The following is an 18694-nucleotide window of genomic DNA, read 5'->3' as shown; positions in this document are numbered from 1 at the left end:
ATGGCCGAACTCCGGCGGCGCGCCGTCCACGCCAGCGGCGTCGGTTTCCCGGCGCTCTACCTGCTGGGACTGGCCGACTGGACGACGCTCCGCTGGCTCCTTCTCGTCGGCGCCGGCGTCGCCGCGGGGCTCGAGACGATCCGACTCTGGATCGGCCTCGACTGGGCCATCTACGAGACGCTCACGCGGGAGTACGAACGGGACAACGTCGCCGGCTACGCGCTCTACATGTTCAGCATGGCCGGCGTCGCGCTCGTGTTCGACCCGCTGGTCGCCGTCCCCGGCATGCTGATGCTGACGCTCGGCGATCCGATCAGCGGCCTCCTCGGATCGAACGAGGCGGGGCGAGCCAAACGCGCCAGCGTCATCGCGGTCATGTTCGGTGTCTGTTTCGCGCTGGCGGCGCTGGTGCTGGTGCCGCACGTCCCCCTCCCGCCGGCGCTCGTCGCCGCGGCGGTCGGAAGCGCCGGCGCGACGGTCGCCGACGGCTTCACACCCGTCGTGCGCGGCTACGTCCTCGACGACAACCTGACCATCCCCCCGGTTGCGTGTCTGGGAATCTGGCTCGTGCTACGCGTGAGCGCGTGACGCCTCGCGGCCGGGATGTCGCCCGACACTCGGTCGGGCGAGGGCGTCGCCCGTCAGAACTCCGATTCGAGACCTTATATTTGGACATATGAACTATATATGCCAGAGATATTCCTCAATTCATGGTGCATACCTTGGAAAAAATTAGAGGCCTAATGATCAGGATTATATACGGGCAGTAAGATCGACTATCCGACGAAATATGAAGGAAAATGGCCTTCATTCCGAAATACCCGGACGATCGTCTATTGAAAAGGAACCAAAGCAAACATTCCGGCCGAGTCTCGGCATAGATGCGAACGTCCCACGTACGCGGTCGGCAGTAGACGAGGGAGGTGAGTGAGGTGTACGACAACACGCTCGACGGTGTCAGCGAGGCGGCAGCAGCACAGATCGAACTGATCGACAAGAAACTCCCGGCGTACCTCATCCACGCGGGGATGGCGGGGGCGTACATCGGTCTCGCGATCCTCCTCATCTTCGCACTGGGGACCCCGATGGTCGGGACGCCGCTGGAACCCCTCCGCGGCGTGGTGATGGCCGGTGCCTTCGGGATTGCACTCAGCCTCGTGATCGTCGCCGGCTCCGAACTGTTCACCGGCAACGCGATGATCATGGGCGTCGGTGCCCTGGAGGGGCGCACTAGCTGGGGCGCACTCGGCAAGGTGTGGGTGTGGTCGTGGATCGGCAACCTCTTCGGCTCCCTGCTGGTCGCCGCGATGGCGGCCTGGGGTGGCGTCTTCTCCGATCCGACGCTGGTCTACGCCGTCGCGGAGACGAAGATGACCCTCTCGCCACTCGAACTGTTCATTCAGGGCATCTTCTGTAACTGGCTGGTCGTGCTCGCGGTGTGGAGCAACTTCCGCCTCGAGAACGCCATCGCCAAACTCGTGATGATCTGGTGGTGCCTGCTGGCGTTCATCGGAACGGGCTTCGAACACAGCGTCGCCAACATGACCGTGCTCTCGCTGGCGAACTTCCTGACGATCACGACCGGACAGGCCGGCCCCGCGGCGATCAACTGGGTCAACATGGCCTACAACATCTCCATTGTCACGGTCGGCAACACCTTCGCCGGCGTCGTCATGATGGGCGCGGCGTACTGGTACATCAACGAGTCGTACAAGATCGACCTCTCGGCCGACGACTCCTTCGGCGACGAGGGGAACATCGCCAGCGCGGACGACTGATACGGTTGTTGTAAGTCATTACCGGAGAGTCGTCGACACGTCACGACGACTCTCCGGTAAACAGTTACAACAATCCGAATGAGGCGCGCGACCGACGCGATCCGACGACTGCCGCCGACACGTTCGACGACGACGTTTCCGGATTTTGGACAACGAATGTCCACTCAATAGCGAGCGAGTCGACGAAATACAACCTTATATGCGGAATATTCCATAATAAACCGAACAGGCATCGATCCAACCATGTTAAAATATCCGTTTGTAAACGGTTATGCTTATAATCTCGAACTAACAGATAATCTGACGTGACAAACACTACACCTATTGAAGATATTAGGAGTAAAGCTGGACGAATGCCTAGCTTCGGAGGGCGGCCATGAGCAACAAGAAAGAGACCTGGAAGGAGGGAATGTACGGCGACGAGGTTCGCGAGAAGATTCTCGAGTTCGCCGAGAAGGGGTGGGAGTCGATCCCCGAAGAGGAGCGGGACATGTGGTTCTCGCGGTTCAAGTTCTGGGGTGTCTTCCACCAGCGCGACGGGCAGGAGTCGTACTTCATGATGCGGCTGACGAACGCCAACGGGCAGATGACCGGCGAACAGCTCCGAGCCATCGGCGAGGTGGCCCGCGAGTACGCCACCGGCCCGGTCGACAACCCCGAATTCGGCGACGCCTGGCTCGATTTCACCACCCGCCAGTCGATCCAGCTTCACTGGATCAACCTGGAGGACGTGCCCGCCATCTGGGAGAAACTGGAGTCGGTCGGCGTGACGACCCGCTCCTCGGGCGGCGACACGATGCGCAACATCGTCGGCTGTCCGGTCGCGGGCAAGGACGAGGCGGAACTCGTCGAGACACAACCCCTTCTCGAACGCCTGCAAGAGGATCTCCGGGGCGACAACGACCTCGCCAACATGCCCCGGAAGTTCAACATCAGCGTCACCGGCTGTCGGGAAGGCTGTGCCCAAGACGCGATCAACGGGATTGGCCTCGAACCCGCCGAGAAAGAGATCGATGGGGAAGTCGTCACCGGCTTCAACGTCCGGATCGGCGGCGGCCTCGGCGGGCGCCAGCCACGTCGGGCGCGGAGCATCGACACCTTCGTCCGGCCCGAGAACGCCTACGAGGTGGTTCGTGGATTCGTCGAACTCTACCACGAACACGGTCGGCGGGACAACCGCCAGAAGAACCGGAGTCGGTTCTTCGTCGACGACCGGGGGACGGAGAAGATCCGCGACCTGTTGCAGGAGGAGTACGTCGATATCGACCTCCACCGTGCCGGGCGGGATTTCCGCGAGCAGTACACGTACAACGCGGGCAAGCCGCCGGAGGCGGGCAAGACCGACCACGTCGGCGTCCACGAACAGCCGAGCGGCGACTACTACGTCGGTCTGAACGTCCCCGTCGGTCGGATGACTGCCCAGGAAGCCATCGCCCTCGGCGACGTGGCCGAGGCGTACGGCTCGGGCGAGATCCGACTCACCCGGCGCCAGAACCCGCTGATCATGGATGTCGAGGAGGAGTCGCTCGACGCCCTCCTCGACGAACCCCTGCTGGACACCCATCGACCGGAACCGTCGCCGTTCGAGCGTGGCGGCATGGCCTGTACCGGCACGGAGTTCTGCGGGCTGGCGCTCACGGAGACGAAACTTCGCCTGACGCGGACGCTCCGCTGGCTGAACACGAACGTCGAGGTGCCGGACGACGTGGACACGATCAAGATTCACTACTCCGGCTGTACCGCCGACTGCGGCCACGCCTACACGGCCGACATCGGCCTGCAGGGGATGCGCGCCCAGAAGAACGGCGAAATCGTCGAGGCGCTCGACATCGGCGTCGGCGGCGGCCTCGGCCCTCACCCCGAGTTCGTCGAGTGGGTCAGCCAGCGCGTGCCCGCCGACGAGGTGCCCGGCGCGATCCGGAGTCTGGTCGAAGCGTTCGCCGCCCACCGCGAGGACGGCCAGACCTTCCGCGAGTGGGTCGAGGACTTCGGCACCGAGCCAATCGTCGACCTCTGTGAACCCGAGGAGACGGACTACGAGGACCCGTACATGCACGACGCCAAGCAGTCGTGGTACCCGTTCACCGACGACCCGAGCCCCGCCCCCACGACCGTCGACGACATCCCCATCTCGTCGGACTGATGCCGATCAGACTACTCGACGTGACGGCGTACACGACCTTCGATTTCGTCGAAGGCCACGCGGTCGGGCCGGACTGGCGCGACGAGTCGGCGGCCGTCGTCGACGTGGATCGGCCGAAGGAGTCGCCGGGGACGGTCCGCCTCCGGATGGAGTTCGACGGCTCGGATCTCGACCACGTCGAACCCCACGCCGACTGCCTGACGCTCTCGCCGGACCAGGCACGCGGGCTGGCGGCCGAACTGGAGCGCTACGCGGCGAACGCCGAGGCCGGCGAGGACGTGCCGGGAGGGCGGGGACGATGACGGGAGGCGACCGATAGATGCGCGTCGGCACGGTCTATCTCGTCGGCGCCGGGCCGGGTGATCCCGATCTCCTGACGGTGAAAGCCCGTCGCTTGCTCGACGAGGCCGACGTGGTGCTCTACGACGGCCTGGTGAGCGAGACGATCCGCGATCTGCCGCCCGCGTCGGTCGACCTGATCGACGTGAGCAAGCGCGGCGACGGCGAGCGGACGACGCAGGCCGAGATCAACGACCGCATGGTCCGGCACGCGACCGCCGGCGACGACGTGGTCCGCCTCAAGAGCGGCGACCCCTGCGTGTTCGGCCGCGGCGGTGAGGAAGCGGAGGAACTCGCGGCGGCGGGCGTCCCCTTCGAGATCGTCCCCGGCATCACCAGCGCCGTCGCTGGCGCGAGCGTCGCCGGCATTCCCCCGACCCACCGCGACCACGCGTCCAGCCTGACCGTCGTGACGGGGCACGAGGACCCGACGAAGGCGGACAGCGCCCTCGACTGGGGCGCCCTCGCCCGCTCCGTCACCGCCGGCGGGACGCTGGTGATCCTGATGGGTGTGGGCCGTCTCCCCGACAACATGGCGGCGCTCCGCGCGGGCGGCGTCGATCCCGAGACGCCTGTCGCCATGATCGAACGCGCCTCCCGTGCCGACGAGTTCACGGTGACGGGAACGCTCGACACCATCACCGACCGTGCCCGCGAGGTGGGAATCGACCCGCCGGCGGTCACCGTCGTCGGCGACGTGGTCGACGTGCGCGACCGCGTCTCGGAGTATCTACGGGCCGCGGGGACGGCGCGGTCGGCCGGCGGGCCGGTACGCGACGAGCCGCCAGTGCCGACGGAGTAACGCCGGGGAACTGCTATTTCCCGAGCCGACGTACGACTACGGATGGGAGACGTGGACGACGAACTCGGGGGACTGGAGACGAGTCTGGCCGAAGCGCGGCGCTTTCTCGACGAACAGCTATCGAGCATCGACAACGTCGACGGGAAGGCGATCCAGCTGTTTCAGGTGGTCACCGTTCTGCTCGGCCTGTTGCTGAGTCTGCTCTCGTTCGTGTACGACGGGCGGGAGGCCACAGCCGTCGAGTTGCTCAACCCCTTCACGCTGGCCGGTCTGGCCTGCCTCGTGGGAGCGATGGCGGCGGCGGCCATCACCTACGCGACCGGCGAGTACCACGCTGGCGTCGGGGCCGAGGATCTCCGGTGGATCGCCGACGGGGGCTACGCAGACGGGGAGTTCCGGCGCAGTCTGCACACGGACCTCCTCACGGGCTACGCGGACTGGATCGACGCGAACCGGCGGGCGAACCAGCGCCAGAGTGTCTTCATCACGGTGACCATCCTCGCCATCATCTACGGCATCGCGTCGCTGTCGGTGGGCGTCGTCGTCGCACTCGTGCCGTCGGTGGGGCTCCCGTTCGCCGCGGTGTTACTGGTCGTCCTCGCGAGCATCACCTGGCTGCTCGATCCGATCACACAGTTTCGGCGCCTCAGGCACCAGTGAGCCGAGAGAGCGCCGATACGGTTATGCTGTCAGTCGTCGTATATGCTAGCATGCCCCACGACCGACGGCGGTTCACTGGTGGGACGGTGCACAGGCGGGTCGTCCCCGACGACGAAGAAGAGGAGTAGAAACGGCCGCGTCCGCCGTCCGTTCGCAAGATATTAGTAGCGAGCCGCGATTTCTAGCGACAATGGACCGGACATCGGCGTACTCGTCCGAACTCGTCCGCCTCTCGCCCGCGGTCCGACGACCGCGACGACGGGGCCGTTAGGCCCACCTTTCTCCCACTCTCCCCGTGCGTCCGATACACCAGCGACTTCCCGTGAGCGTCCCGTTTCGCATTTTATTTCAATTACAAAAACGTAGAATTTAAGTCTTTGAAGGGTCGAGAAGTCGGTAATGACACGTGTGGCACTCGCGTTCTCCGGCGGCCTCGATACGACAGTATGCGTCCCGCTTCTCGAAGAGGAGTGGGGGTACGACGAGGTCGTCGGCGTCACGGTCGACGTTGGACAGCCCGAAGACGAGTTCGCGGAGGCCGCGGAGACGGCCGAGGCGCTCGATCTGGAACATTACGTCGTGGACGCCAAGGCCGAATTCGCCGAGCAGTGTCTCGACTCGGTGCGCGCGAACGCGACGTATCAGGGCTACCCGCTCGGGACGGCGCTGGCGCGGCCGGTCATCGCCGAGGCCATTCTCGACGTGGCCAAAGAGCAGGACTGCGACGCCGTCGCCCACGGCTGTACGGGCAAGGGGAACGATCAGCTTCGGTTCGAAGCCGTCTGGCGCGCCTCCGATCTCGAAGTCATCGCGCCCGTGCGCGAACTCGGCCTGACCCGCGAGTGGGAGATCGAGTACGCCGCGGAGAAGGAACTGCCCGTCGAGGGCGGCAACGAGGGCGTCTGGAGCATCGACACGAACCTCTGGAGTCGCTCCATCGAGGGCGGCGACCTCGAACAGCCCGGCCACGTCCCCGGCGAGGAGATCTACGACTGGACGCGCGCCCCGTCCGGTGACACCGAGGAGATCGAACTCACCTTCGAGAACGGCTATCCCACCGCCGTCGACGGCGAGGAGATGGAACCGATCGCCCTCATCGAACACCTCAACGAGGTGGCCGGGAAGTACGGCGTCGGGCGCACGGACATGATGGAAGACCGGATGCTCGGCCTGAAGGTTCGCGAGAACTACGAGCACCCGGCGGCGACGACGCTCCTCAACGCCCACGAGACGCTGGAGTCGCTCGTCCTGACCAAAGAGGAGCGCGACTTCAAGAAACTCGTCGACAACGAGTGGTCCCAGAAGGGCTACGAAGGCCTCGTCGACGCGCCGCTGATGGCGGCGCTGGAGGGCTTCATCGACGAGACGCAGACCCGCGTGTCGGGGACGGTCACCATCCGGTTCGAAGGCGGGCAGGCTCGCCCGGTCGGCCGCGACAGCAAGTACGCCGTCTACGACGAGAGCTTCGCCTCGTTCAACACGGAGGACGTGGGCGATATCACGCAGGCCGACGCGACGGGCGTCGCGAAGTACCACGGCTTCCAGGAGCGCCTCGCGGCGAAGGTGCTCGCGAAGGCCAAAGAGGAGGAGTAGCCGTGCACGTCGGACTCCTCTACTCGCGGATCAGGCGCGACGAGAAGCTCCTCCTCTCGGAGCTGCGGGACCGCGACCACGAGGTGACGAAAATCGACGTTCGGAAAGAGCGGTTCAACATCAGCGAAGCGCCTGCGGCGTTCGACGACGTGGACATCGCGGTCGACCGCTGTCTGGCGACCAGCCGGAGCAAGTACGTGACTCGCTTTCTCGACGCCTACGGCATCCCCGTGGTCAACGCTGCGGACACCGCCGAACTCTGTGCGGACAAGGTGAAAAACAGCCTCGTCCTCGAAGCCGCGGGCGTCCCCACGCCCAACACGGACGTGGCCTTCACCACCGACAGCGCCCTCGAATCCATCGAGGCCTTCGGCTACCCCTGCGTCCTCAAACCCGTCATCGGCTCGTGGGGGCGCCTGATGGCGAAGGTGGACTCCCGGAGCGCCGCCGAAGCGATTCTGGAACACAAGGCCACCCTCGGTCACTACGAACACAAGGTGTTCTACATTCAGGAGTTCGTCGAGAAGCCCGGCCGCGACATCCGCGTCGTCGCCACCGACGGCGAACCCGTCGCGGCCATGACCCGGAGTTCGGATCACTGGCTCACCAACGCCGCGAAAGGCGGCGAGGTGGACGAGTTCGAGGTGACGGAGGAGGTGGCCGATCTCGTGAAACGCGCCTCCGACGCCGTCGGCGGCGGGTTGCTCGGCGTCGACCTGATGGAGACGGGCGACTCGTACACCGTCCACGAGGTGAACCACACGGTGGAGTTCAAGGCGCTCGACTCGTGTGTCGACTTCGACGTGCCTGCGGCCATCGTGGACTGGCTGGAATCGAAGGCAGCACAGGAGGCGACGGCATGACCGACACCTACACCGCCAGTGTCGTCGGCGCCAGCGGCTTCACGGGCGGCGAACTCCTCCGCCTGCTGAACGGCCACCCCGAGTTCGAGGTGGCGCAGGCGACGAGTCGGAGCTACGAACGCAAGACGGTGGGCCACCAGCACCCCAACCTGCGGAACATGGACCTCCGTTTTACCGACCCGCAGGATCTCGAATCCGTCGACGTGCTCTTCGCGGCGACGCCCCACGGCGTCTCGATGGAGCGCATCGACGCCTTTCAGGACGCGGCCGACACCGTCGTCGACCTGAGCGCCGACTTCCGGCTGAGTACGGAGGAACAGTACGACGAGTGGTACGACGGCCACGACCGGCCGGACCTCCTCGAAGAAGCGGAGTACGCCCTGCCGGAGATCAACCGCGACAACCTCGACGGCGCCGATCTGATCGCCTCCGGCGGCTGTAACGCGACGGCGACGATACTGGGGCTCAAACCCCTCTTCGACGCCGATATTCTCTCGGGTGACGAGCAGGTGGTCGTCGACGTGAAAGTGGGCTCCTCGGAGGGCGGCGCCGGCGGCGGTGCGGCCTCCTCCCACCCCGAGCGCTCGGGCATCGTCCGCCCCTACGCCCCGACGGGGCACCGCCACGAAGCCGAAATCGAGGAGTTCCTCGGTCTCTCCGTCTCCTTCACCGTCCACGCCGTCGACATGACCCGTGGCGCGGCCGCGACCTGTCACGTCTTCCCGGACGGCCCGGTGAAGAAGAAAGAGCTGTGGGGTGCGTACCGCGACAGCTACGGCGACGAACCCTTCATGCGCACCGTCGCCGGCGGCGGTGGCGTCTACCGCTACCCCGAACCGAAGGCCGTCGCGGGCACCAACCACGGCGAGGTCGGATTCGAACTCGACCCCGGGAACAGGCGGTTAGTAGTGTTCTCCGCCATCGACAACATGATGAAAGGCTCGGCCGGGCAGGCGGTCCACGCCGCGAACGTCGCGCTCGGCCTCGAGGAGACCGCGGGCCTGGAGTTCCAGGGCCTGCACCCCGTGGGGGCGCCGTGAGATGTCGGTCGTGGTCAAGATCGGCGGCGCCAAAGCGGTCGATCCGGCTGGCGCCGTTGCCGACATCGCCGACCTCGTCGCCGACGGCGAACCCGTCGCCGTCGTTCACGGCGGGTCGACGGCCGTCGACGACCTGCTGGATCGGCTCGGCATCGACCCCACGTACGTCGAGACGCCGGGCGGCGTCGTCGGCCGCTTCACCGACGAGGCGACGATGGAGGCGTTCACGATGGCGATGGCGGGGAAGGTGAACACCGAACTCGTGGCCACCTTCCGCGAGGCGGGCGTCGACGCCGTCGGCCTCTCGGGCGTCGACGGCGGCCTCATCACCGGCCCCCGGAAATCCGCCGTGCGTGTCGTCGAAGACGGCAAGAAGAAGATCAAGCGCGGCGACCACTCGGGGAAAATCGAGTCGGTGAACGCCGGGTTGCTGGAGACGCTACTGGAAGACGGCTACACGCCCGTCGCGGGACCGCCGATGCTGGCCGACGACGGCGTGCCCGTCAACACGGACGCGGACCGCGCGGCCGCCGCGGTGGCGGGCGCCCTCGGCGCGACGCTGGTCGTCCTGACCGACGTGGAAGGCGTCTACGCCGACCCCGACGACCCGTCGACGCTGATCGAATCGGTGACCACCCCCGCGGAGTACGACGCGCTGACCGACGCCGCGGAGGGGTTCATGACCAAGAAGGTGATGGCCGCCACGGAGGCGCTGGAGCGCGGTGCAAGCGAGGTGATCGTCGCCGACGCCAACGCCGACGACCCCGTCACGGCAGCACTGGGGGAAAGCGGTACACACATCCACCCGAGCGCCCTGGAGGACACATGAGCGGATTCGTCTTCTCGGAGAAGCCCATCGGCATCGAACGCGGCGAGGGGGCCTACCTCTACGCCGAGGACGGCACGGAGTATCTCGACTTCGGCGCGAGTTACGCCGTCACGCCCGTCGGCCACTGCCACCCGCAGGTCGTCGACGCCGTGAAGTCGCAGGTCGAGGACCTCATGTACGTACAGGCGTCCTACCCCGTCGAGGCGCGGACGGAACTGTACGAGAAACTGGCGACGGTGGCGCCGCCGGGACTCGACAACGTCTGGCTGTGTAACTCCGGGACGGAAGCCAACGAGGCGGCGCTGAAGTTCGCCCGCAACGCCACCGGGCGGGGAAAGATCGTCGCCACCCGCCGTGGCTTCCACGGCCGTACCCTCGGTGCCCTGTCGATGACGTGGAAGGACAAGTACAAGAAGTCGTTCGAACCCCTCGTCGACGGCATCGAGTTCGTCTCCTACGGCGACGGCGAGGAACTCGCCGACGCCGTGGACGAGGAGACGGCCGCCGTCTTCCTCGAACCCATCCAGGGTGAGGGGGGCATCCACCCCGCCGACGCGACGTACCTGCGTCGCGCACGGGAAGTGACCGAGGAGGCGGGCGCCGCCCTCGTCTTCGACGAGATTCAGACCGGCGTGGGGCGGACGGGCACGCTCTGGGCGTGCGAGCGCTCCGAGGTGGAACCGGACATCCTCACGACGGCGAAAGGCATCGCCAGCGGCCTGCCCCTCGGCGCGACGGTGTGTGCGGACTGGATCGCCGACGCCGACCCCGAACACGGGTCGACGTTCAGCGGCGGGCCCGTCGTCTGCGCCGCCGCCAACGCCACCCTCGACGTCGTCGTCGACGAGGATCTGCCGACGCAGGCGGCGGACGTGGGGAGCTACCTGATGGAGTCCATCGAGGAGACCGATCTCCCGATCCGCGACGTGCGCGGACAGGGGCTGATGATCGGCATCGAGGTGAAGCGGGGATCGAACCGGCTCCTGCGTGATCTCGCGTTGAACGAGCAGGTACTGGCGCTGCCGGCCGGGCGGACCGTCCTCCGCCTCCTGCCGCCGCTGACGATCGGCGAGAGCCACGCCGACCAGTTCGTCGACTCACTGGAGGCGGTACTGGGATGACCGAGGCGCTTCCCGACGTGGCCGACGCGGAACTGACGGACGCCCAGCAACTGCTGGTCGACCTCGTCGCCATCCCCTCGCCCTCCGGCGAGGAAGAAGCGGCGGCCCAGCGCCTCGTCGACTTCTTCGAGGCCCACGACCGCGAGGTGTGGATCGACGAGGTGGGGAACGTCCACGCGCCGGCGGACGATTCGGTCCTCCTCACCTCCCACATCGACACCGTGCCGGGCGACATCCCGGTCGAGATCCGGGAGGTGGAGCGTGGAAAGGAACTCTGGGGTCGCGGGAGCGTCGACGCGACCGGGCCGCTGGCAGCGATGGCGGTCGCCGCGGTGGAGACCGGCGTGAGTTTCCTCGGCGTCGTTGGTGAGGAGGTCGACTCCCGTGGCTCGCGCCACGTCATCGAGAGCGACCGCCCGGAACCCGGCGCCCTAATCAACGGCGAACCGAGCGGATGGACGGGCATCACGCTCGGCTATCGTGGACTCTTGGCCGGGACGTACGTCGCCACCAGCGAGTCGGGGCACACCTCCCGGCCGGAGAACAACGCGATTCAGGACGCGATGGACTGGTGGGCACGAGTAGAGGAGGAGTTCGACCCCGACGAGTACCTCCCCGTCTTCGAGCGCGTCACCTGCAAGCCCACGTCGTTCGAGGGGGGCCCCAGCGCGGACGGCCTCTCCGTCGAGGCGACGATGGAAGTGCAGTTCCGCGTCCCCCCGGAGTACACGGTGGGGGACGTACGCGAGATGGCCGACGGCCAACTCGATACGGGGACCGTCCACTGGTACGACCGGGTGCCGCCGGTGATGGAGAGTCCGCGGACGCCCGTCGCGCGGGCGTTCCGGGCGGCCATCCGCGAGGCCGGGGGCGACCCGCGTCTCCTCCGTAAGACGGGGACGGCCGACATGAACGTCTTCGCCTCGGTCTGGGACTGCCCGATGATTACGTACGGGCCGGGCGATTCGGATCTGGACCACGCGCCGAACGAACACCTCGCGCTGGACGAGTACGACCGCTCCATCGAGGTGTTGATCGACGCCTGTCAACGCTTGCAACCACCGCAATGATCGAAACGACCCACCTCCTCGACGTGGACGACCTCACGGCCGAGGACCTGGAGACGGTGTTGGATCGCGCGGCGGCCATCAAGGCCGGCGAAGACGACACGGAACTCTACCGGCAGACGCTCGCCATGGTGTTCGAGAAGCCGAGCACGCGCACCCGAACGTCGTTCGAGACGGCGATGACCCGCCTCGGCGGACACGCCATCTTCCTCGGCCCGGACGACATCCACCTCGGCAGCGGCGAACCCGTCAAGGATACCGCGCGCGCCCTCGCCGGCTACTCCGACGCCATCATGGCGCGGCTGTTCGACCACGCCGACGCCGAGGAACTCGCCGCCTACTCGGACGTGCCGGTGATCAACGGGTTGACCGACGACGCCCACCCCTGCCAGACGCTCGCGGATCTGCTCACCATCCGCGAGCGCTTCGGCGGGTTCGACGACGTGACCGTCGCCTGGGTTGGCGACGGCAACAACGTCGCGCAGTCGTTCGTCCTCGGGGCGGCGCTCGCCGACCTCGACCTCGTCGTCGCCACGCCCCCCGAGTACGGCATCGACGACGACGTACTGGAGCGGGCGGCCGACCTCGGTCCGACGCCGACGCTCGTCGACGACCCCGCCGACGCCGTCGACGGGGCAGACGTGGTCTACACCGACGTGTGGGTGTCGATGGGCGAGGAAGACGAACGCGAGGAGAAACTGGCGGCGTTCGAGGGGTATCAGGTGAACGACGACCTCCTCGCCGGGAGCGACGCCCTCGTGATGCACTGCCTGCCCGCCCACCGCGGCGAGGAGATCACCGACGAGGTAGTCGAGAGCGACCGGTCCATCGTCTGGCAACAGGCGGAAAACCGGCTGCACGCGCAGGCCGGCCTACTCGTCGAACTGCTGGCGTAGGATACCGCACGCCGAACCGGAAGGTGGGAGGTCGCTACTCTCCCAACGCGTCGATAGCCCCGAGTTGCTGCAGTCCGAGAAGGAAATTCCAGGTAGCCCACGTCTCTGCGATCCGGCCGTCCCTGATTCGATGCATGGCGTTTCCGGGTATCTCGATCGTCTCGCCGGTTGGGTCGAGTCCCCGGAAGACGCCCTCGTGGGTTCCCGTCATCGTCCCCTCGAACGCCACCAGATCCCCTTCGGCGACGATCTCGCCGATGTGGACCTCGCTGTCGGGAAACGCCTCGTGGAGTCGTCGGAGCGCCTCGACGAACGGCTCCGGCCCCGTCTCGTCGACCCGTGCATCCGGATCGTGTCTGGTGTAGTCGGCCGTGAACAGCTCCGCAACCCGGTCGTAGTGCTTGTCGTTCGCTTCGTCGATGAACCGTCGGACGAGTTCTTTGTTCTCGCGCGCTGTTGTCGCCATCGTGTCCTCCCCGGTGTGCCCGTCCCGCCGTGTCTCGTCCCCTGCCCATCCCGCGCGACGAGCACTAGCTCCCACTTGTTCGTGAACTGTGTTAACTATTGTCAGCGATCCTGAGTAACGACCGTCGGAAGGGAGACGGCTCGAACGTCGACGGAGCCGACGCTCCCGATTACACGGGCGTCTCGAGCAGTTCCCGGATGTTGTCGTCGATAGCCTGTTTGTCCTCCTCGAAGATGCCGAACATGGTGAAGTGGCCCCAGAGGCTCGGAATCGGCCGGAGTTCGCTGTCCGGGATCATCGACTCCTCGTGGGCGCAGTCGCTGACGGGGAAGAACATGTCCTCCTCGAACGGCATCACGAACGTCTTGGCCTCGATACGGCCGAGCGCTTCCTCGAGGTCGCCGTCGGTGTTCCGGCTCACGTCCCCGTGTTGCCACTTCTTCGCCATCGTCAGGAGGTTGTTCGGGTCCATCCGCAGGAACCAGTCCTCCCAGAAGTTCGCCATCAGGTCCTCGACGGACGTGAAACCGGCATCCTCCCACGCGCGTTCGTCGTAGTGGTAGAACTGCGTACAGAGCCCCATCACCGACCAGATCTGGGCGTGGCGCTTCAGGCCCGTGATGACCGCGTGCGGGTCGTCGTAGAAGCCGTCGTTCCACGCTGGATCGGAGCGGATGGTCTCCATGTGGGCCTCGATGAACAACTGGTCGTGGGGCGTCACCTTCGCCGTGCCTGCGATGGGCGCGGCGCGTTTGACCATCTCGGGATACCGGACCGCCCACTCGTAGGTCTGCTGGGCGCCCATCGACCACCCGAGCACCAGTTCTATCTCCTCGATGCCGAACTCCTCCGTGACCAGTCGGTGTTGCGCGTCGATGTCGTCCTCGATGTTCACGTCGGGGAAGTTGCCCATCCCGCCGTCCTGTGGCGGCGTGTTGTGCGGCGACGTGGAGAGGCCGTTGCCGAGCTGGTTCGGCATGATCACGAAGTACTCCTTCGGATCGATGGCCATGTCCTCGCCCACGTACATCTCCATGTCGCGGTGGGTGCCGGAGTACATGTGCGGGAAGACGACGACGTTGTCTTTCGCCTGATTCAGCTTCCCGTGGGTCTGGTACGCCAGCTTGCAGTCCGGAATCCGCTGCCCGGACGCCAGTTCGAAGTCACCGAGGTCGAACAGTTCGAAGTCGCCGTGTTCGGCCTGCGTGTAGTACTCGTTCTCCAGATGTCGGTCTTCGAGCGACATAGGTTACTGTCACGCGTAAATGATTAATAACTAATTACTAGACGTAGATAGGTTGGGCGTCGTGTCGTCGTCCGTGCGGTCGTGTCACACATCCGCACAGCACCGGAACGGAATTATCGGTGGTCGGACCGGGTATATCATCCTTCTGACGCCGTGTATCGACCGCACCCGACTCCCGAACGGAAATGTCGTCAGGCGAACTCGTCTCGGGTATGTCGACGGCGACAGAGACGGTCGGCGATACCGGCGAATCGAGCGGCAACTGGCAGGCCGGCGTCTTCGGCGGTATCGTCGGGGCGCTGGTGATGGGCGGACTCGTCCTGGCGATGAATCCGCCGGTACTGACGGTGGCGATTCCGTCGCTGTACGGGCTGGCGCCGCCGCCGAATCCAGCGGTCGGCATGGCGGTCCACGTCACCCACGGCGCGGTGCTGGGCGTGGTGTTCGCGGCCCTCGTCGGCGCGTTCGGTGTCGAGGGGACGGGCCGCCAGGTCGGTCTCGGAATCGGCTGGGGTGTCGCGACGTGGATCGGACTGGCGGCGCTCGTGATGCCCGTGTGGTTGAGCGTCGTCGGCTCTCCCGCCTCGCCGCCGTTCCCCAACTTCGCGCCGCCGTCGCTCCTGTGGCACGTGGTGTACGGGGCCGTCCTCGGCGGCGTCTACGCGGCGACGGCGGACCGGCTGTGACCCCGATGCTTTAATCCGAGCACGCGTAACTCCCTGTCGTGGCAGACACGGCGGGATACGAGCGGTTCTTCCCATACGACGATCCGTATCCGAACCAGCGCGAGGCGATGGACCGCATCGCCAACGCCCTCACACGCGGACAGGACGTACTCATGGAGGGCGCGCCGGGGACGGGCAAGACGCTCTCGGCGCTCGTGCCGGCGCTCGCGCACGCCCGCGAACACGACCGGACAGTCGTCATCACGACGAACGTCCACCAGCAGATGCGGCAGTTCGTCGAGGACGCCCGAGCCATCCGGGCCCAAGAGCCAATTCGCGCGGTCGTCTTCAAGGGGAAAGGCTCGATGTGCCACCTCGACGTGGGCTACGAGGAGTGTCGGAGCCTCAAGGAGACCACCCGCTCGCTCGTGGAGGCCGAAGCCGACCGACAGGAACTCGCCCAGCGGAGCGAGGCGCTCTTGGACGACGTGCGCGAGGGCAACGGCGAGGCCGGCGAGGCCCGCGCGGCCGTCATGGACGAACTCGAAGCGCTCGACGAGGAGATCGAGGAGCTAGAGGCGGCGAACATCTGCGAGCACTACCGCGCGAACCTCACCCGCGACACCGACGCCTTCCACGACTGGCTGTTCGAGGACGTGCGCACGCCCGAGGAAATCTACGCCTACGCCGACGAGCGCGGCCTCTGTGGGTACGAACTCCTCAAGGAGGGGATGGACGGCATCGACCTCGCCGTCTGTAACTACCACCACCTGCTCGATCCGACGATCCGCGAACACTTCTTCCGGTGGCTGGACCGCGATCCCGCCGAGGTGATCACGGTCTTCGACGAGGCGCACAACGTCGAGTCGGCGGCGCGGGACCACGCCACCCGGACCCTCTCCGCGCGGACGCTGGAGGGCGCGCTGGCCGAACTCGACGAGGCCGACGACTCGCGGGCTGGGCGAGCGAGAAACGTGATCGAGGCCTTTCGAACGGGGCTCGGAACGGCCGTCGACGACGCCCTCGGCTTCGGCGAACGCGAACAGGTTGGCGACGACTGGCACGACCTCGCCATCGCCAACGACGACCGCCGGGACGACCTCACGCTCGCCTTCCTCGACGCCTACGAGGGGAGCGGCATCGACGCCGAGATCGACCTCGCGCTGCAGGTGGGCGAACGACTAGACGAGGAGTACGAGGAGGCCTACCGCCGGGGCGAGACGACGACCCGCACGGAGTCCGCGACGCTGCAGGCGGCGGGCTTCATCGCGGACTGGATGGGCCACGGGGCGGATCTGGGGCGACACCCGATGGCTGCGGTGCGGCGCGACGCGGGCACCGACGAGGTGTACGGCCGCGCGGAACTCTACACGTGCATCCCGCGCGAAGTGACCGAGGGCCTGTTCGACGAAGTGGCCGCGAGCGTGTTGATGAGCGCGACGCTCCGCCCGTTCGACGTGGTCGAAGACGTTCTCGGCCTCGGCGACCCCGTGACGATGGCCTACGGGCTGGCGTACCCCGAGGAACGCCGGCGTACGTACGCCGTCGAGGGGCCGGCACTGTTCGCGAGTGAGCGCGACGACCCCGAGACGCAGGCGACGGTGGCGGAGACGCTCGCGGACGTGATCGAGATGACCCCCGGCAACACGCTCGTTTTCTGTCCCTCGTACGCGGAGGCCGAGCGCTATCACGAACGCCTCGGCGGATACCTCGACGAGGCGGGGACGCCCACCGAGGACCTGCGCCAGCGGTTCGTCGAAGGCGAGGGGGCTTCGACACCTCCGACCGCCGGCGAAGCCGGCGGGTCGACCCTCTTTACCTCCCTCTGGGGCACCCTCGGCGAGGGGGTGAGCTTCGACGGGGACGACGCCCGAACCGTCGTCGTCGTGGGTGTCCCCTACCCCAACCTCTCCGAACGGCTGGAGGCGGTGCAGGACGCCTACGACCGGATCTACGACGACCGCAGGGGAGCGGGGTGGCGCTACGCCGTCGAGATTCCGACGATCCGCAAGACCCGACAGGCGCTCGGGCGGGTGATCCGCGCTCCCGACGACTACGGCGTGCGCGTCCTCCTCGACAAACGATACACCCGCGCCAGCCGCGACATGGGGAAGTACGGTGTCCGCGACTCGTTCCCACCCGAGGAACGGGACGAACTCATCGACGTGGCGCCGGAGAAGGTGAAGTTCGCGATGCTGAACTTCTACGCGGACCTCGACGCCTACGACGGCGATCCGCCGACGCCGTAGGGTTTAGAGGACGAGTCCGGCGAGCAACGCCGGACAGCCGAAGCCGACGGCGATGAGCCCACCGATGGCGCGGGCGCGGCGCACCTGCCTGCGTTCGGCTCGCTCCGGATCCTGTCGCCACTGGCGCGGCGGAACGTAACTGCGGACACGGAGGGGAAACACCATCATCGCCGCACCGACGGCGATCAGAAGCAGGCCCGTGAGGACGAGCGCCCCGTTCATAGCGACGGGAGGACCGCACGGCTGAAAAAGTCGCCGTCGCGGCTCCCGAAAACATTTGTCTCGGGCGCTACGGGGCGAACGTATGCGGCGAGACGCCCTCCACCTCGTCCTCGCGGCAGTCATCCTGCTCGCTGGCTGTACCGCGCCCACTGGTCCTTCCGACACCACCGACCCGACCGCCACGTCGACGCCAACCGCGACGGCCACACCTCCGCCCACGGCGACACCCCAACCCGTCGCTGTCGAGTACGCCGTCAGCGCGGGCACGATTCCCGACGATATCGAGTCGGTCGAGGTGACCCTGCAGGTGGTGTTCGTCGAACGCGCGGGCGACATGGGCCCGTGCTGGCGGGGGACGTTCACCGGACCGTACAAGCCGACGATCACACCCATCGCCCCGCCGGAAGGCGAGTGTTACCGCTCGGAATCGGTCACACTCGATCTGACCGCTCTCGACGGCGAGCGCTCGCTCGGCCGGATCACCGCCCCCGGTCGGTTCACGGCGGGGCACGCGCTGATCGCCACGAACGTGACGGCGACGTATCGGAACGGGACGACGGTGACCGGCATCAAGGATGCGAGCGGGAAGCGGGTTCGCGTCGTCGACGGCCCCCCTGCTGGCCCGTATCGCGTGACGCTCTCCCTGCAAGCGTACGACGATCGGCCGTACGACTACTGGTTCGTCACCGAGGAGAACTAGCGAGCCACGCGCTTA

At 66.6% G+C, this 18694-nt stretch carries 19 protein-coding genes; 16 read left to right on the top strand and 3 right to left on the bottom strand.

Translation table 11 applies throughout. The features are described 5' to 3' along the window. The 13 genes from DU502_RS01305 (at window position 1) to argF (ending at window position 13131) form a co-directional block, all read left to right on the top strand. Window positions 1-588, top strand: coding sequence for a diacylglycerol/polyprenol kinase family protein (locus DU502_RS01305; protein ID WP_121921070.1), 588 nt, complete (start codon window positions 1-3; stop codon window positions 586-588). 344 nt (window positions 589-932) lie between these two features. Beyond that, a complete protein-coding gene (locus DU502_RS01300) occupies window positions 933-1778 on the top strand; it encodes a formate/nitrite transporter family protein (protein WP_158601177.1) in 846 nt (281 codons plus the stop codon). Window positions 1779-2154: 376 nt separating this feature from the next. Next, window positions 2155-3921, top strand: a complete 1767-nt coding sequence (locus DU502_RS01295) for a nitrite/sulfite reductase (RefSeq protein ID WP_121921072.1) — start codon at window positions 2155-2157, stop codon at window positions 3919-3921. Then, window positions 3921-4223 carry a DUF6360 family protein gene (locus DU502_RS01290; RefSeq protein WP_121921073.1) on the top strand — a complete coding sequence of 101 codons (303 nt, stop codon included), beginning with the start codon at window positions 3921-3923 and terminating at the stop codon, window positions 4221-4223. Before DU502_RS01295 ends, DU502_RS01290 begins: the two co-directional genes overlap by 1 nt. Before the next feature lie 17 nt (window positions 4224-4240). Then, window positions 4241-5062, top strand: a complete 822-nt coding sequence (gene cobA / locus DU502_RS01285; protein ID WP_121921074.1) for a uroporphyrinogen-III C-methyltransferase — start codon at window positions 4241-4243, stop codon at window positions 5060-5062. Between the two features lie 42 nt (window positions 5063-5104). After that, window positions 5105-5722, top strand: coding sequence for a hypothetical protein (locus DU502_RS01280; RefSeq protein WP_121921075.1), 618 nt, complete (start codon window positions 5105-5107; stop codon window positions 5720-5722). A gap of 399 nt (window positions 5723-6121) precedes the next feature. Beyond that, window positions 6122-7315 (top strand): argininosuccinate synthase, encoded by a 1194-nt coding sequence (locus DU502_RS01275; RefSeq protein ID WP_121921076.1) that lies wholly within the window; start codon window positions 6122-6124, stop codon window positions 7313-7315. Between the two features lie 2 nt (window positions 7316-7317). Further along, window positions 7318-8178: a lysine biosynthesis protein LysX gene (lysX, locus tag DU502_RS01270; RefSeq protein ID WP_121921077.1), complete on the top strand. Its 861-nt coding sequence runs from the start codon at window positions 7318-7320 to the stop codon at window positions 8176-8178. After that, entirely contained in the window at window positions 8175-9218 is a 1044-nt protein-coding gene (gene argC, locus DU502_RS01265) for an N-acetyl-gamma-glutamyl-phosphate reductase (protein ID WP_121921078.1), read from the top strand. Before lysX ends, argC begins: the two co-directional genes overlap by 4 nt. A gap of 1 nt (window position 9219) precedes the next feature. Further along, window positions 9220-10047 carry an acetylglutamate/acetylaminoadipate kinase gene (locus DU502_RS01260; RefSeq protein ID WP_121921079.1) on the top strand — a complete coding sequence of 276 codons (828 nt, stop codon included), beginning with the start codon at window positions 9220-9222 and terminating at the stop codon, window positions 10045-10047. Beyond that, window positions 10044-11168 carry an aspartate aminotransferase family protein gene (locus tag DU502_RS01255; protein ID WP_121921080.1) on the top strand — a complete coding sequence of 375 codons (1125 nt, stop codon included), beginning with the start codon at window positions 10044-10046 and terminating at the stop codon, window positions 11166-11168. Before DU502_RS01260 ends, DU502_RS01255 begins: the two co-directional genes overlap by 4 nt. Then, window positions 11165-12238, top strand: coding sequence for a [LysW]-lysine hydrolase (locus tag DU502_RS01250; protein WP_121921081.1), 1074 nt, complete (start codon window positions 11165-11167; stop codon window positions 12236-12238). Before DU502_RS01255 ends, DU502_RS01250 begins: the two co-directional genes overlap by 4 nt. Next, window positions 12235-13131 carry an ornithine carbamoyltransferase gene (argF, locus tag DU502_RS01245; protein WP_121921082.1) on the top strand — a complete coding sequence of 299 codons (897 nt, stop codon included), beginning with the start codon at window positions 12235-12237 and terminating at the stop codon, window positions 13129-13131. The genes DU502_RS01250 and argF overlap by 4 nt, the downstream gene beginning before the upstream one ends. 34 nt (window positions 13132-13165) lie before the next feature. Here the strand turns inward: argF and DU502_RS01240 are convergent, their stop codons facing one another. Next, window positions 13166-13597, bottom strand: coding sequence for an ester cyclase (locus tag DU502_RS01240; protein WP_121921083.1), 432 nt, complete (start codon window positions 13595-13597; stop codon window positions 13166-13168). 169 nt (window positions 13598-13766) lie between these two features. After that, window positions 13767-14843, bottom strand: a complete 1077-nt coding sequence (locus tag DU502_RS01235) for an alpha/beta fold hydrolase (RefSeq protein WP_121921084.1) — start codon at window positions 14841-14843, stop codon at window positions 13767-13769. A 212-nt stretch (window positions 14844-15055) separates the two neighbouring features. Between DU502_RS01235 and DU502_RS01230 the strand changes: the two genes are divergently transcribed. Together DU502_RS01230 and DU502_RS01225 are read left to right on the top strand one after the other, a co-directional pair. After that, window positions 15056-15529, top strand: a complete 474-nt coding sequence (locus DU502_RS01230; protein ID WP_121921439.1) for a DUF6789 family protein — start codon at window positions 15056-15058, stop codon at window positions 15527-15529. Between the two features lie 38 nt (window positions 15530-15567). Continuing rightward, window positions 15568-17757 carry an ATP-dependent DNA helicase gene (locus DU502_RS01225; protein WP_121921085.1) on the top strand — a complete coding sequence of 730 codons (2190 nt, stop codon included), beginning with the start codon at window positions 15568-15570 and terminating at the stop codon, window positions 17755-17757. Window positions 17758-17760: 3 nt separating this feature from the next. On the opposite strand, the gene DU502_RS01220 is transcribed toward DU502_RS01225, so the two are convergent. Then, window positions 17761-17979: a hypothetical protein gene (locus DU502_RS01220; RefSeq protein WP_121921086.1), complete on the bottom strand. Its 219-nt coding sequence runs from the start codon at window positions 17977-17979 to the stop codon at window positions 17761-17763. Window positions 17980-18061: 82 nt separating this feature from the next. On the opposite strand from DU502_RS01220, the gene DU502_RS01215 reads away from it, so the two are divergent. After that, window positions 18062-18679, top strand: a complete 618-nt coding sequence (locus tag DU502_RS01215) for a hypothetical protein (RefSeq protein ID WP_121921087.1) — start codon at window positions 18062-18064, stop codon at window positions 18677-18679. Window positions 18680-18694 lie beyond the last annotated feature (15 nt).

This window comes from Haloplanus aerogenes (genome assembly GCF_003856835.1).
GTDB lineage: Archaea > Halobacteriota > Halobacteria > Halobacteriales > Haloferacaceae > Haloplanus > Haloplanus aerogenes.
Note: the sequence above shows the minus strand (reverse complement) of the source record. Positions and strands in the feature narration are given on the sequence as shown.